This window comes from Sphingomonas sp. Leaf38, assembly GCF_001421825.1.
Lineage (GTDB): Bacteria > Pseudomonadota > Alphaproteobacteria > Sphingomonadales > Sphingomonadaceae > Sphingomonas.
Genome location: NZ_LMLD01000009.1, coordinates 66,392 through 81,798 on the forward strand (window position 1 = coordinate 66,392; position 15,407 = coordinate 81,798).

Genomic DNA, 15,407 nt, shown 5'->3' on the forward strand with positions numbered 1-15,407 from the left:
CTCGACCTCTTCCGGGGTGACGAGCGTCGCGGGGACGCCGCCCATGTCGACCTGCTCGATGCGGACATCTGCAGGCGTCGGATGCTCGGCCATTTTGCGAACGTAGGATTGGCGGATCTCGTCGATCGTCACGTCCCTGGTCTCGCCGAGGATGACGGGGCCGAGGTCCTGCAGGCTCCCAGCCCATTGGTCGAGGCGATGTGTCACGATGTCGTTGAAGGCCATTTCATTTACTCCTGATGCCGATAATCTGTTCAGGACTTCCATATAGTTCATCGATTGGCGAACGGGCGTCGACACTGCGAAGGAGCGGGAGCGCCTCATGGCACCGGGAAATATCAACGACATCGTCGCCTTCGTGGCAGCAGCCGAAGCCGGGAGCTTCGTAGGCGCCGCGCGCGCGCGCGCGATGACGCGGTCGGGCATCGCCAAGAGCGTTGCCCGCCTGGAGGATCGGCTGGGCGTTCGGCTGTTCCACCGGACCACACGCAGCCTCGGGCTGACCGATGACGGCCGCGTTTTCCTGGATCGCTACACGCAGATCCTGGCCGACCTGGAAGAAGCGGAATTGTCGATGTCCGATGGCGGTGGAGAGCCGCAGGGACTGTTCCGAATGACCGCGCCGATGACGTTTGGACGCCTCCTGATCCTGCCGTTGCTCAACGACTTCCTTGCGTCGTGGCCCAGGCTGAAGGCGGATGTGAGCTTCACGGACCGGGTCAGCGACATCATCGAAGACGGTCTCGATCTGGCAATCCGCATTGGCGAGACCCGCGAGAACAGCAGCCTCATCACCAGAACGCTGACCCATCAGCATGACCTGGTAGTCGCGAGTCCGGCCTATCTGTCGGTCGCTCCGGCACCGCAGCATCCCGACGATCTGCTGGGCCACACTTGCTTGAATTACGTCAGCGCCGGCCAGACGCGTGGCTGGCGTTTCGCTGTCGAGGGTAAAACCGTCGTCGTTAAACCGCGGGCACGCCTTTCGCTCGACAGCGGGGAAGCGTTACGCGATGCCGTAGTCTCGGGGGCGGGACTGGCATTCCTGCCCAGCTATGTCGTCGACCAGGATCTGTCCGAAGGTCGTCTCGTCGCAGTGCTGACGACCTATGCCGCGCCCCCCGTGCCGATCAGCATGATCTATCCAAGTCGTCGACACCTCGCTCCGAAAGTCCGCCGCTTCATCGATCTACTGGCGGGTAATATCTGATACTCAGGGCGTCGGTTTCGGGAAAGCTGGCTGCGATGAAACCGTTACCGTGCGAGCCGTTTCCAGCCAAGCCAGATGCCGCTTATCGATGTCACCACACCGGCGATCGAGAACAGCCAGATCAGACCATCCCAGGCCGGGCGGTGCAGCGTCAGGATGTTCAGATCCCATTTGTGGAGGAGGTCGAATACCCAGCGGTACGCTCTTTGTCGTTCATCGACCGTCCGGAGAATTTCCCCGGTAGCAGCATCGATATAGAACCAGGTCTGCGCCGGATCGGCGAAACGGAGCTGCAACACTGGCAGACGCGGTAGCATCCCGACCGCATACCAATATGCATCGGGCGCCGTCAGGCGATCGACCGAGCGTAGCAGCGCGGGGCTCTCCAGATGCCGTGCGGCCCTCACGATGGCAGCCTCGGTGGCTTGAGACGGCGCGAGTGTTGCCGCATTCAACACTATTCGCCGCCCGTCGTGATAGGACAGCAGGATAAGCGGAGTTCTCGCATGGTCGGTCAACTCCGCTACAACCGCACCTGCGCCTGCTATGCGGAGACGGTCGAGTGCCAGGCCCGGCATCGGATCGGATGCCTGATATGTTCGCATCGCCGCCTCGCCCGGCTTCGTCCCGCCAAACAGATGGCCGGGGTCGACCGACAGCCACCCGCTGAAGATCCAGGCGACTAAGAAGGCGCCACCCACTAGTCCCGCGACATGATGCCAGAGCATCCAGCCTTTGTAGGGCGTCATCCGCGCGCCTTTGAAGCGCCGTGCGCCGATGCGGGTCCGCAGGATGCCGATCCACATCCCTGCAACCGCCGCGGCGATGCAGGGGCCGGATACCCACAGCACGACCTGACGCCAGGCCGATTGATCCCGTCGCAGCACCGTCGGATAGAGCCAGTGCGGCACCGAACCGAGCCAGTTCCAGAACCGCTCGCGACGCGTCGTTACTTGAACGACGGCGCCCGTAGTCGAGGACACATAGGCCTCCGTGCCGGACGCATTGGCAAGCGCAACCTTCCAAAGGGGACGGTGTCGATCGAAGCCGCCAGCGACCGTCCACTGATCGCGGGTCAGCCGTTCTACGTGCTGCGTCGGTGCGTTGCCAAAGTGGCCAGCGACCCGGCCGGCGTAAAGAGCGTCGACCGGTCGCAGGACAGCGCCGCGACTGGCCGAGACCGTCGTGTGCGTTCCGTTCCATCCGGTCACGCGCCAGACAGGCGTGCCGTCGCGCATTTCGAGCAACAGTGCCTGTGGTAACCGTCCGCCGTCCAGCGGAGGCGGCACGTTCACTGCTGGCCAGTCGATTGCCTCGCCCCCAGCCAGCGTCTCGGCTGGCGAGAGGGAGGGGTAGGGCACGTAGAGCATCACCAGCCCGGACAGAAACCACATGGCGAAGAACAGGCAGCTGGCGATGCCGATCCAGCGATGAACGAGGTACAGCCAGCGCCGGGCAGTCTTGCCAAGCGCCGGCCGTATGAAGGCGTTAAAAGCTGGCACGAAGCGACACGTCGATTGAGCGGGGACGACCAAGGACCCACTGCTGATTGTTGTACGTGCTTAACGCGTAGGCCCGGTCGAACAGGTTGTAGGCGTGGATATCGACCGCGAGGCGTCGCGTCACCGCATAGGAAAGCGTGGCATCGACCGTGGTGTAGCTGGGGACGCGGAAGCTGTTGGCGTTGTCCGAATAGCGGCGCCCGACGTAGCGCAGCCCGGCGCGTGCCTGGAGCGCACGCGTGGCGTTCCAGCGCAGCCAGAGATTGGCGAGCGTCTCGGGCACGTCCGGCGGGGTATTGCCGTTGAAGATCGAGCCGCCGGAGACGAAGTCGTCGAACGTCGCGTCGAGCACGCTGCCGTTTGCATCGATCCCGACACCGTAAGGCAGATCGAGCGACACCGCAGCCTCGATACCCCTGGCCGATCGCTGGCCGACCTGCTCGACCGGGCTTGTCGGGGTCAACTGTGCCAGCAGGCGTTTCTTGACGATGCGGTAGGCGGCGAGGGTGGCGGTGCCGCGACCGTCGAGGAACACCGCCTTGGCGCCGACCTCGACCTGATCGCCCACCGCGTTGCTGAACTGCACCTGCCCGGTCGAATAGGTGGTCAGCGTCCCCAGCGGGTCCACGCCGGTGGCATATTGCGCATAGAGCGACACCGTCGGGATCGGCTGATAGACGCTCCCGACCCGCCAGGTCACATTGTGCAGCCGCTTGTCGAGCGCGAACGTCTCGGTGCTGACGCCGCCTGGATCATCGATCCACCAGCGGCGGATCGTGTCACGCTCGTAGCGCACGCCACCGACGATCGAGACGTGCGTCCCGAGCTTCAGCCGGTCCTCGGCAAAGACCGCATATTCGGTGGTGCGTGTGCGATAACGCGGTGCGATGCCCTGTGTGTCGATGATCAGACCGGGATCGAACGCCGCGGGATCGACCTCCAAAATCTGGGGATCAGACCCGAAATTGTGTGAATAGGTCAGTTTGATGAGGTTGACGTCGAAGCCCACGATAAGGTCGTTGCCGACGCCATCGGCGACGTCCGTCCTGAGCGTCACGCTGCCCTGATCGCCCCATTGCGTCTGGTCGTGGACGATCCCGGTCATGTCGGTACGCAGGATGCCGCCCGGTGTGCCGGTGTTGCCACTGGCGTTGGCGCAGACGCCGTCCGCGGCGATCCAGCAATAGCTTTCGAGATTGAGCCAGGAGCGTTTGGAGGTGAGGCGATAGGCCTGGTTGCTGACGGTGACCATGTCGTTCGGCGTCCAGTCGACCTGCAGGCTGGTGCGGTTGTCGCGGTAGCGAATATAGCCGTCGCGCGTGTTGTAGTTGCGTTTCCGGATGCGGTCGTCGAGCCGTCCGCCGATCAGCGGCGTACCGAAATAGCGCATCGGCTTCTGATCGCCGTAATCGTCCCGCGCGGTGATGACGAGCGTGTCGGTCGGTGCCCAGCGCAGCGTCCCCGAGACGGCATGGCTGCGCGACTGGCCACGATCGACATAGCCGTCGGACCGCCGATAGCTGCCGTCGATCCGGTAGGAGAGGCGCTCGGTGATCGGCCCCCCTGCGCCGGCCGCCACATGCAAGCTGTCCTGCGAGCCATAGCCGATCTCGCCTTCCATTTGCGTCTGCTGCGTATGGGGTTTGCGCATCAGGACATTGACCGCGCCGCCCAGCGCACCCTGGCCGTAGAGAACCGAGGCCGGGCCGCTCAGGACGTCGATTCGTTCGACCATCCAAGGATCGGTCGGGAAGGTAATCGTGCCGGCAGCCGGAAACAGCCTTATGCCGTCGATGAGTTGGAGCACGGATCCCTGACCGCTGAAGCCTCGTGCGGCGAGCGCGGTGCCGCCATTGCCGGGGTTGCCAGCGTTGCTGATGCCCGGTGCGCGGCTCGTCGCGTCGATCACCGACATGTCGCCGCGCGCGCGGATCGTGGCGCCATCGATGACCGAGATCGTCGCGGGGGTCTCGAGCGGCGTGAGGCGCAGGCGGCTGCCGGTCTGATTTGGCGTGGTTAGCGTGTCGCGGGCATGCTGGCCGATAACCAGAATGTCCTCATTGTCGGTGGCAGGCAAAGACTGAGCGTTGAGCGGTGCTGCGAAAACAGGCGACAGCAAAGCGCCCGCGAACGCGAGGCGAGACAATTGGAACGGCATTACGGTAACCCCCGGGGCGTCGAGCGAACCCGGCAGGGACCTCCCGCGAACGGCCGACATTCGCGCCAGCCGGACGCCATCGCGACCGGCACGCATGCCAGTGCGGTCCCCACCGCACACGTCGTCGCTCGACGGAGTACCGTGCCGCGGCCACCCCCTGGGCCAGGCAAGAGCGACCAGACGCCGGCAGGTCTCCTGGCTCACGGGTCGTCACACGATGCACGGCCTTCCCAGGCCTTCGTAACTTACGTCCGGCCCAGTGGCTGCCCCTTCCTATGAGGGAAGGAGCGATATGCATCGCGCTCGCCGCTTACAGTTGCAGGGACAGCCTCGGATTCAGGCGGCGAACCACCTTCACCGCGTTCCCTATTAAGTCCCTCTCAGGACACCGACGCGATCATGCCGGCCTGCTTCAAAAGCAGATCAGCGCCGCCGATGTATCCCGACCAATGCCTTCGGGCAATCGCCATAGCCGAACGTCACGGTCTAGCGTCCCTACCGGCTTTCCCCATAGCGAGGGATCGCTCATCCATGATCATCATGTGGTGGTCAGATGTGGGAAAAACCGGTCTGCATCTCCACGTTGCGGCGACCAGTGTTTTGCGCCGCCTGCGCCGACCGGCCGGCGCTTGGCGCATATCTGGGGCCGTTCTATGTACCGACTCCAGAAACGGCGAGTGCGCAAAAACTTTGGCTGCGGAACGCCGTTCCCCGTCAAAGTGCGTCGTACCGGAAGTCGCGAAAGCATGCCTCTCCGCTACCCGCCGAGTGGAGGTCGGGACGCAACATGGGGGAGTCGCCCCGGACATCATGGTGATAGCCCGACACCTCGATGCCTCGATACACGCGTTGCCAGGTCTTGCCGGCATCGCCGCTGGTAGGGACCGCAACGATGTGGCGTGCGTTCGTGATCCGTGTCGGCATGCGGCGTCCATGCTCACTGGCCGGACGCCTGAGCGCAAAGCCAGGTCCGCGCGGCGCCTCAGCGGGTGGCATGCACGTCGGTATCGGGATCAACTTGGCCTCTCGCGGAGGTTCTGGAAGTAGAGGCGGGGAGGCACTCGTTCTTGGCGCGGTCGGGACCTCGCAGGTGCACTTGGAACGGCTTGAGACGGTCGCGGATGCTCGGCAGGGTCGCGAACCGGTCGATCGAGGGGAGCATGTGGTTCGCAGAAACATGCCCTCAAGGCCGAAGCTGTCGAACAGCGCTTCCGACGCTCTCGCCCGCTCGCTTATCATTGGCCCGTCTCCGCTCACCTCACGAAGATTGAATCAGACCATCGAGACTGTTGCAGGGTGAGCTTATCGCCATAATCGACCAAGCGCGGACATTCCGCGTTGCCTGCAATCCTTCTCCAACGGCCGTTCACGCAATTTCAAGCGTCGGTCCTTGCGATCAGGCGGTCAGGCGTTGGGTAACCTTGCCGCGCTGGGACTCGATTTCGGATCGGGCGCGTTCCAGCACTTCGACTTCGGTTGCGGCCAGCATGTCGTCGACTACGCGGCGGAGATGATCGCGCATCGTCTTGCGCGCCTGCGCGGAATCGCGGGCGCGCAGCGCTTCGACGATCAGGCGATGTTCGTCGACGCGGGGGTGGATGCCCTCACGGCGGGCCTCGGCGAACATATGCACACTCAGGGGTGACTGCTCGCGCAGATTCCAGAGCATCTCGACGACGGTGCTGATGACTGTGTTGCCGGTCGCTTCCGCGATCGAGAGATGGAAACGACGATCGGCATCCATCGCCTCCGGGCTGTCGGGGAGAGCCGATGCCATGTCCTCGAGTGTCCCGTCCAATATCGCCAGCGTTTCGTCGTCGATCACCGTCGCAGCGACCGCGGCTGCCTCGCCCTCGAACAATATCCGGGCCTCGATCAGTTCAAATGCGCCGACATCCAGCTCCGCCGGGTTCGCGACGTCGGTCGGCGACGCAATGACATAAAGACCGGAGCCATGGCGAGCCTCGACCAGTCCGCCGATCTCGAGCGCGATCATCGCCTCGCGTACCGTCGGGCGGCTGACCGAAAAGTCCTCGGCCAGTTCACGTTCGCCAGGCAGGCGCGTGCCGACGCGATAGCGGCCTTGGACGATACCTTCGGTGATCGCGGACGCGACCCGCTGGTAAAGCTTTTCCGTGCGCTGTTTCATTACTTGGAAGATCCCACATCACCCCGATTGACACAATAGGCCAATTCGGCCAAATTGGCCTTGCCAAAAGGAGAGGCCAATTTCCCGTCGCCGAGAGGCCCGGGATTGGCCGCCCTGATGACAAGCAATGCACTGCTGGCACCGACCGGGGACATACCACGGCGGACCATCGGACCGATGGAAGAATAGGGGGAGGTCTATGACGCACGTTGCGAATATTCGTCGGAATACGCTGGCCGCACTGCTCGGTGCGACAATGTTGACCGCCATACCGGTCGCTGCACAGCAAGCGCCCGCCACGCCTGCACCGACCGTGACGCCGGCATTGCCCGCGCCCAATCCGGCCACGCCGACCGTCGCGACGCCTGCCAATCCGTCACAGACCACTGCCGCCGATCCGCAGTCGCAACCAGAGGCAGCGGAACAGCCGACCGCGGACATCGTCGTCACCGGTTTCAAGCAGAGCTACGCCGACGCGATCCGGTCGAAGAGGTCGGAAATCGCGATCACCGACGGTATCTCGTCGGACGGTCTGGGCCGCTTTCCCGATCTCAACGTAGGCGAGGCGTTGCAGCGCGTGCCGGGTGTTCAGATCAACCGCGAGGCCGAGGGCCGCAACGCGACGATCAACCTGCGTGGCCTGCCGGGCGAATATGCACGTCTGACCTTGAACGGCGTCGCATTTGCCGAACCCGTCCTGACCGAAGCGGCGCCGCTCGGCGCGTTCAATGCCGACATCTTCAGCGCCATCGTGATCGACAAATCGCCGCTCGCCAACGCGCAGTCGGGCGGCCTGTCCGGCAATGTCGATCTCCAAATCGCGCCGGCGCTCAGCCGCAAGGAAGGCGGCTTCGTCAAGGGCGCAATGGAATATAACCAGTTGGGCGACAAGTTCGCGCCAGCCGGAACGGTGGGATACAACCACCTGTTCTCCGACAGCTTCGCCATTTTCGGCGTGCTGGCGTATAAGAAGGAGAATTTTCGCCGCGATACTGTGCAATTCAACAGCTATTCAGCCTTCTCGGCCGCGCAGGCCCAAGCCAATGCCTCGACGCTGGGTTCCTATTATTCGCGTTCGGCGGCATGCCCCTCGTGCACGGGTTCGAACGGCACCGCCGGGGTGCTCTACAACTCTCAGCTGCGCCAATATGCCCGACTGAACAACGGCGACCTGTACACCGGCGCCGCCGGCGCGGAATGGAAGCCGAACGCGCAGACACGGATCGGCGTGACCGGTTTCTACACCGATCGCAAGTTACCCAAGACCAATCAGTATTTCTCGATCCTCAGCAATAACGACGCCAGCTTCGTCACGCCGACCAGTACGCCGGTAAAACTGGCCGACGGGCGTTATGTCGTCACCGACTACGACTTCACGAACCCCGATGCGCGCATGTCGACGCGGCGGCTGGCGTTGCGCCAGAAGGCGTGGGGGATCAACGGCAAGGCGGAGTGGAGTGACGACGCATGGCGTGTCAGCACCATCCTCACCGCATCGAAGGCGAACAACCAGTCGGAAGAGACATCGCTCGATTTCGATCGCCTGCAGACGGCGAGCGGCAACGGCGCCAGCGGCACGATCCGCACCGGTGCCGGAGAGATTGGCGACCTGTTCTATTCGCTGGCGCCGAACCCGATCGTCTCAAGCATGGTGTCGAACGGCTGGTACTGGGGTGGCGTCGCCGATCCCACGCAATATTATAATTCGCCCACTGCCGCCGGTCGCACGCAGCGCCTGCAGCTGACGGGGACGCAAAGCTATGCACAGACCGATCTGCTCGCCTATCAATGGGACGTCGAGCGCAGTTTCGAGGATAGCGTGCTTAGCGGTATCCAGGCAGGATTCCGGTTCGAACACAACAAGTTCACGTCGGAAGGGTATCGGACGCAGGCGTTCGGCATTCAGACGCAGAACATCGACGGCACCTTCCTCGAGGCAGCGCCGGTAGTCGGGGATTTCTTCGGCGGCAAGGCAGGGACGACAAGCCCCAACTGGCAGTCGGCGCGGCTGGATTATGCGTTCGACAAGCTGAAACCAGTGACGGTATTTCCAGGCGGCGCGCTGTCCCCGCTGGGCTTCAACATCCGGTACAACGACAGCAACTATGCGCTGTACAACTTCACCAACCAGACCGACATCGCCGCCGGATATGGGCAGATCAAGTATGAAGTCACGGTGGCGGGTGTCCGCATCCGCGGCAATGGCGGCGTGCGGTATGAATATGCCCGCAACAAGATCGATGCGCTCGACCGGATCTCGTTGACCAGCACGATCGGCTCGCCCGCCGATTTCCGTACCAACACCTATTCGCGTACTTATGGCAAGCTGCTGCCGTCGTTTATCGCCGTGGCCGACATCAGCAGCAAACTGTTGCTGCGCGGCGCTGCCTATCGCACCTATGTCCGGCCGCAGCCACGCCAGTTCACGCCGTCGACAATCGTCGGCAATCCGGTGAACGGGGTGTATTCGGTGACGCTGGGTAATCCCGACCTGAAGCCCTATGATTCGACGTCGCTCGATCTGTCGCTGGAATATTATAATCGGCCGAATGGGATCATCTCGCTGGCCGGCTTCCAGAAGCGGATCAAGGGGCTGATCGCGACGGTAAACGATCCACGACTGCTGTGCCCGGCGGATTCGACCGCGCTGGGGCTGGGTCTGCTGACGGTCAATGGCGACCGGTGCGAGAGCAACCAGATCTACACCGGCGGTGCGGTACCGACGCCGTTCATCGTGGCAGCGACGGGATTCCTGAACCAGGACAATCCGATCACCGTGCGGGGCTTGGAGTTCAACCTTCAACAGTCGCTCGATTTCCTGCCCGGCGTGCTCAGCCATCTGGGAGGTGGCTTCAACTATGCGTTTACCGACATCAGCGGAAAGGCATCGAATGGCACCGCGGCGACGCTGCCGGGCGTGTCGCGGCACAACGCCAACGTTATCGGCTATTACGAGACGACCAGTTACGGCCTGCGCCTCGTCTACAACGTGCGCAGCAACTATGATCTGGCGTCTGCCGGTACGCTGACCGGCGCGGCGCGGCAGGTACGGTCGCGCGGCCAGCTCGATCTGTCGGCGTCGTACAACGTGTCGGAAGCGATCTCGCTGTCGTTCGATGCCTACAACCTGACCAACGCGTTGCGCATCGAATATGAGGGCGACGAGAGACTGATCCGTCGTGCCGACTATGACGGTCGGACGTTCACGGTCACCGCCCGCGCCACGTTCTAGACAAACGATCCTCCCCTACTGGCGGTGTCTCTCTTGCGAGAGGCACCGTTTTTTTTGTCAGTCGCCGACGCCGTAGCGCGGGCGGGCGCGGTCGAAGGTCAGTTCGATCCGGTCAAGCATCACGCCGGGGTCCAGCGGGAAGATGCGCAGGCGATGGGCGCCGGGCGCGACCGCTGCGATTGGAATCGCGGCGGTCGCCGTATTGGACAGGACATTCGCTCGCCACCGGTCGCTGCGCGCGACCGTCGCAAGATCGATCTCGACTAGGGGCCTATTATCGAAGCCCACCGCGATGCGCTGGCGATGGCCGGGGTCGATCGGGTGCGCAGGCAGCGCGACGATGCGCAAGTCCGCCCCCGTCGCCGTGACCGTCGAAAAGCAATAGGTCGCGGGGACTACGTCGACCAGATCGGCGATCTTGCGGGTCGGCAGCGTCAGTCGCGCGCGAATGGCCGCGCCAAGGCTGGCGAGCCCGGCGACCCGCTCCCAATCCGCTCCGGTCGTCGCCGCCACCGCAGGCAAGGTCACGCGGCGTTCGCGTTCGTCGGATGCAGTCGACGTCAGCGCCGTGTGGATCGGCAGAGTTGCGCCGCCGCAGGTGAGGGCGATGGGGCCGACCGGGCCACGGCCGTCATAGGATAGGGTCAGTCGCTGCTCGTAGCCGTTGGTCGCCGTCAATATGCCTGATCGGATCGACACCGACACGCCGCCGGGGCTGCTCTTTACCGCCCATGGCTGAGCGTGCGGCTGGCGACCGTAAAGAGTCACGGTGCGGCGATCGGGCTTCCCCTGCACGAACGTCAGCGTATTTTCGTCGTTGATCCATTCGCCCCACAAGGCGGTATCGCAGCCGGTTTTTGCGGAAGCGTCCCAATGCGGCCATTGCGGCTCGTCGAATACGGGCAGCCGTCGTGGGGCCATATCCATCATGCCGCGCCATTTGCCCTGAGCCAGCGCATCGTAGCGCGCGGTATCGGCAAGCAGCCCGGCATGCGCGCTGCGCGCGGCGGCGACGTACCAGTTTGCGCTTGCGCGGTTCTGGCCTGCGTAGAGGGTCGCCAGGTCGAGCCGCAGGATGCGCTCGTTCAATCGGGCCGCGGCACGAACGGGATAGAGGACCAGCTCGAAATACGCATCGCGCCGATCGGCGGGAAGCTGCGCCGCGATCGCCTCGGCTCGCGCAACCAGATCGGCATAGGCGACCAGCCGGGTCTGTGCTTCCTCGCCATCGCTCTGAACATAGGCGGTAGGGCGATTCGACGTCACCCATTCGGTTTCGCCAAAGCCCATAAACTCGGGCTTTCGTTCCCAGGCCAGCGCATAGAAGCGCTGCATGACTGCGGCAATGCGCGGGGCGAGCGGCAGACCGAACTGGTCGGCCATGAAGCCGGTCAGGTGGGTGATCGACGGTGTGCGAAGCAGCCGGTCGTCAAAGGCGAGATCGAGGAAATATTGCGATAGATATTCGATCGGCTTGATGTCGCCGACGTTGACGATCCACATCCGGCGAGCGTCCGTATCCCAGGCGCGGCCCATCTGTTCGCGGATCATTTCGGGATGGGTGGTGCCGAGCCAAAGATAATCATGCGGCCGCCCCCAATAGGAGAGATGGTAATAGATCCCGGCTCCACCCGGTCGCAGGCGTTCGGCGGGGGTGCTCAGGCGCCGGAGCCAGCCGTAATTGTCATCCGTCCACATCAGGGTGACGTCGGGCGGCACGAACAGGCCGGCGTCATACGCCTCCTGCAACTCGTGATAGGCGACGAAAACCTGCGGGATCGTATCGATCGGCCGCTTCAGCGTTTGCGCCAGCAGCCCCCGTTGCAGGCCAATCACGCGTTCCAGAATAGCGCGCCGAGCCTCTGTCGTCGTGGCGCCCTGCATCGGGCCGTCATGGATACCGCGCAGGCCGAGCGTGTAGATCGCGTCCACGCCCGATGTCGCGGCGACACGCTCACGCCAGTAATCGAGGATCGCGTCGGAGCGGCGGGTGAAGTCGAACGGCCCGCGAATCGCCTCGTCCCACTCGCGCAGGTTGTTGCGCATCATCGGTTCCGCGTGGCTCGTACCGACGACGATCGCATAGCGTGCCGCCATCGGCGCATTGCCGGGATCGCCGTAGAATGGCGTCGAGACGGAATGCATCGCCGGCCAGAGCGTGTTCGCCTTCAGCCGCCACATCAGTTCGAACACGCGCTGATAGGTGCGAGGGCCGATATTGCCCTTGGCGGCGTCATAGGTCTTTGCGGCCCAAGGCAGCAGGCCCCAGTCCTCGTCGTTCAGAAAGATCCCGCGATACTTCACCGAGGGTGCGCGGGAGACGAAGGCCGCATCGTCGATCGTGATGGCCGTGCGGCGGCGGGGCGTGACGTCGGCCCACCATGTCCACGGCGAAATGCCAAGCGCACGCGACAGGTCGACTACCCCGTACACGGTACCGCGCGGGTCCGATCCAGCGATCAACACGATGCGCCGGTCGCCGCGTCGGATCACCGCCCGGACATGGCGTTCCCATGTTCCGGCCAGCATCGAGAGGTCGACACCGCCCTCCCTGGCAAGGCGGGCGACGAGTGGGGAATCATAGCGGCCGATGACGACGCAGGTTTGCGGGCAGGTTGCCAGATCGGTCGCGACGCCCGGGCGGTGCGCGCCCAGCGCCGTCAGATCGCCCGCGAGCATGTCGGCGGCGATGGCCGTGACGTCACCAGTGCCGCTTCCGTCGTGAACGATCCCGGCGCGGGTCAGGTCTAGCGGCGCGGCGAAGGCGGGCGGGGCATACCATGCGGTTGTCGCCAGCAGGGACATCGCGGCATAGCGTCTCATCGGCGTTCTCCCAGGGGCGTCATGCCAATCCATAGTGGCTGGTCATGCCACTATGATCGCGCTAGGTCGAACGGACAAGCCGGCGCTGACCGGCGCCACGATCCGGGAGAGCCTGTCATGTCACGCATGGTCCGCACATCGTTCGGGATGGCCGCTCCGATAGGGTTGCTGTGCTCCACCGGTATCGGGGCGCAATACACCGTGTCACAGCAGGCCGGCTTGCCGGCGTATCGCTACGTCGATCCACGGATCGGCACCGGCAATGACGATCAGGGTGATACCGTACCGGGCCCGACGCGGCCCGCCGGGTCGATCCATCCGAGCCCCGAAACGCTGGTCGGCAGCAATGCCGGGTACGACAAGGATGCACCGATCAGCGGCTTTGCGCAGTTGCATACGCAAGGGTCGGGCGGGCGGACGACATACGGCACGTTCCTCGTCTCGCCGCAAACCGGCGCGCCGCAGTTCGATGAGCCGGAGCATCTTTCGCCCAAGGCGGACGAGCGACTGGCGGCGGATGCCTATGCGGTGACGCTGTCGCGCTGGGGCATCCGGGCCGAGGTGACGCCGGCGGAAAACGCGGCGTTGTACCGGTTCGCCTATCCCGCCGGGTCGCCCGCCACGATGGTGTTCGATATCACGCGCAAGATCCGCGGCGAGCTGGCGAGCGATGGCGCGGACGTCACGATCGATCCCGCGCGCGGAAGGATCGTCGCGCGGGTCAGAGCCAAGGATTACTGGAATCCGGCGCGGACCGATATATGGTTCGTGGCGCAGCTCGACCGGGCACCGACGCGCTGGGGAGTGCGTGCGGGCACCGCGGTCAAACCGGGCGTGACCACCGCCTCGACGCCGGCGGACACCAGACTGGCGGCGTGGTGGCAGTTCGATCCGACTCCCGGAAAACCGGTGATGATGAAGGTCGCGGTGTCGTTCACCAGCGCGGAGCGCGCGGCGGAATTGCTCGACGAGGATATCCCGGCCTGGGACTTCGATGCCGTTCGGGCCGGTGCCCAGACGGCGTGGAATCGCGAGCTGGCCCGGATAACGATCGACGGCGTCGGCGAGGCGGACAAGCGGCGTTTCTATACCGCCTTGTATCACAGCGTGATCCAGCCGCGCGACCGGAGCCGCGACCAGCACGTGGCGGATCGCACGACACCGCATTGGGACGATTATTATACGTTGTGGGACACGTACCGCACCGGCTTTCCGCTGATGTCGCTGGTCCGGCCAAGCGTCTATGCGGGCAATGTCCGATCGATCGTCTCGACGTTCCGGAAGTTCGGGGCGGCACATACCGCCTTCATCGGCGGTCGCAACTATCAGGTCGGGCAGGGCGGCGACGAAATCGATAACGTGCTCGGCGAGGGGTTGATCCGTGGCGTGACGGGGGTCGACTGGCGCGCCGCGGCCGAGGTCGCGTTGCACAATGCGTGGCAGGAACGGCGGCCGCGCTACCAGATTGACGGCTGGTTCGCGGTCGGGGATCGCAGCCCCGAGCCGGACAACCAACGCGCCCGGTCGGGGTCGTCGACACCCGCCTTCGCGCTCAACGATTTCTACGCAGCCAAGCTGGCGGCGGCGGCGGCGCGGCCGGAGGAGGCGGCGGCATTGGCGACGCGATCGGGCAACTGGCGCAAGGTGTGGGACAACGACGCGACGAGCGACGGCTTTTCCGGGTTCATCATGCCGCGCCATGCCGATGGCCGGTTCCAGGCGATCGACCCGAAGCTTGGCTGGGACGGCAAGAAATACGACAATGTCGGGTTCTACGAAGGCACGGCATGGGTCTATTCCTACGCGATGCTGCACGACCTGCCCGGCATGATCGCGGCGATGGGCGGACGGACGCGGTTCATCGCGCGGTTATCGCACGCGCTGGAGAGCAACCTGATCGATATCACCAACGAGCCGAGCTTCGCGACGCCGTGGTTGTTTAGCGACGTCGGCCGGCCCGATCTGGCAAGCTACTGGGCCGACCGTATCTTCCGGCGCTTTACCGCCGACGCGTATCCGGGCGACGAGGACAATGGCGCGATGAGTTCGCACTATGTGTTCAACCGGATCGGGCTGTTTCCCAAGCTGACGACGGACCTGTTCTATCTGCATGCGCCGCACCAGCCCAAGGCGACGATCACGCTGGAGGACGGGAAGACATTTTCGATCGTGACCCGAAACTGGAAACCAGGGCGAATCTACATCGCGTCGGCACGGCTGAACGGACGGCCGCTGACGAGGCCGTTCGTCCGCCAGGCGGATATTGTAGCCGGCGGCACGCTGGACCTGACCGTCGCGGCCAAGCCTACCGGCTGGTTACGCGACTGATGCGA

8 protein-coding genes, 1 pseudogene and 1 riboswitch are annotated in these 15,407 nt (G+C 64.3%); of the genes and pseudogenes, 3 read left to right on the forward strand and 6 right to left on the reverse strand.

Annotated features, from left to right (window positions below):
- A partial coding sequence (locus ASE88_RS19165) for a hypothetical protein (protein WP_200910132.1) occupies nt 1–225 on the reverse strand: 225 nt, incomplete at its 3' end.
- 97 nt (nt 226–322) lie between these two features.
- On the opposite strand from ASE88_RS19165, the gene ASE88_RS02730 reads away from it, so the two are divergent.
- Nucleotides 323–1,210 carry a LysR family transcriptional regulator gene (locus tag ASE88_RS02730; RefSeq protein WP_056475193.1) on the forward strand — a complete coding sequence of 296 codons (888 nt, stop codon included), beginning with the start codon at nt 323–325 and terminating at the stop codon, nt 1,208–1,210.
- A gap of 44 nt (nt 1,211–1,254) precedes the next feature.
- Here ASE88_RS02730 and ASE88_RS02735 read toward each other — a convergent pair whose 3' ends face one another.
- From ASE88_RS02735 to ASE88_RS02745, 4 genes and pseudogenes are all read right to left on the reverse strand, one after another.
- Nucleotides 1,255–2,745 (reverse strand): hypothetical protein, encoded by a 1,491-nt coding sequence (locus ASE88_RS02735; protein ID WP_235527746.1) that lies wholly within the window; start codon nt 2,743–2,745, stop codon nt 1,255–1,257.
- Nucleotides 2,699–4,966: a TonB-dependent receptor gene (locus ASE88_RS02740; RefSeq protein ID WP_235527754.1), complete on the reverse strand. Its 2,268-nt coding sequence runs from the start codon at nt 4,964–4,966 to the stop codon at nt 2,699–2,701. Before ASE88_RS02740 ends, ASE88_RS02735 begins: the two co-directional genes overlap by 47 nt.
- Before the next feature lie 71 nt (nt 4,967–5,037).
- A riboswitch (cobalamin riboswitch) is annotated at nt 5,038–5,278 on the reverse strand.
- 306 nt (nt 5,279–5,584) lie between these two features.
- Nucleotides 5,585–5,836, reverse strand: a pseudogene (locus ASE88_RS19340) (xylan 1,4-beta-xylosidase); the annotation flags it as partial.
- A 430-nt stretch (nt 5,837–6,266) separates the two neighbouring features.
- The gene (locus tag ASE88_RS02745) at nt 6,267–7,019 is read right to left on the reverse strand and encodes a FadR/GntR family transcriptional regulator (RefSeq protein WP_056475198.1); all 753 of its coding nucleotides are present in this window, start codon (nt 7,017–7,019) and stop codon (nt 6,267–6,269) included.
- Nucleotides 7,020–7,218: 199 nt separating this feature from the next.
- Here ASE88_RS02745 and ASE88_RS02750 point away from each other — a divergent pair, with 199 nt between their 5' ends.
- A complete protein-coding gene (locus ASE88_RS02750) occupies nt 7,219–10,251 on the forward strand; it encodes a TonB-dependent receptor (protein ID WP_056475201.1) in 3,033 nt (1,010 codons plus the stop codon).
- 57 nt (nt 10,252–10,308) lie between these two features.
- Here the strand turns inward: ASE88_RS02750 and ASE88_RS02755 are convergent, their stop codons facing one another.
- Nucleotides 10,309–13,074: a glycosyl hydrolase 115 family protein gene (locus ASE88_RS02755; protein WP_056475203.1), complete on the reverse strand. Its 2,766-nt coding sequence runs from the start codon at nt 13,072–13,074 to the stop codon at nt 10,309–10,311.
- Between the two features lie 117 nt (nt 13,075–13,191).
- Here ASE88_RS02755 and ASE88_RS02760 point away from each other — a divergent pair, with 117 nt between their 5' ends.
- Complete coding sequence (locus ASE88_RS02760) at nt 13,192–15,402, forward strand: GH92 family glycosyl hydrolase (RefSeq protein WP_235527756.1); 2,211 nt, start codon at nt 13,192–13,194, stop codon at nt 15,400–15,402.
- The last annotated feature ends 5 nt before the right edge of the window (nt 15,403–15,407 follow it).

What these genes read in the sequence shown, in the direction of transcription:
- ASE88_RS02730 (WP_056475193.1), top strand. Translation starts at nt 323, where the DNA reads ATGGCACCGGGAAATATCAACGACATCGTCGCCTTCGTGGCAGCAGCC.
- ASE88_RS02740 (WP_235527754.1), bottom strand. Translation starts at nt 4,966, where the DNA reads ATGCGTGCCGGTCGCGATGGCGTCCGGCTGGCGCGAATGTCGGCCGTT.
- ASE88_RS02745 (WP_056475198.1), bottom strand. Translation starts at nt 7,019, where the DNA reads ATGAAACAGCGCACGGAAAAGCTTTACCAGCGGGTCGCGTCCGCGATC.
- ASE88_RS02750 (WP_056475201.1), top strand. Translation starts at nt 7,219, where the DNA reads ATGACGCACGTTGCGAATATTCGTCGGAATACGCTGGCCGCACTGCTC.
- ASE88_RS02755 (WP_056475203.1), bottom strand. Translation starts at nt 13,074, where the DNA reads ATGAGACGCTATGCCGCGATGTCCCTGCTGGCGACAACCGCATGGTAT.
- ASE88_RS02760 (WP_235527756.1), top strand. Translation starts at nt 13,192, where the DNA reads ATGTCACGCATGGTCCGCACATCGTTCGGGATGGCCGCTCCGATAGGG.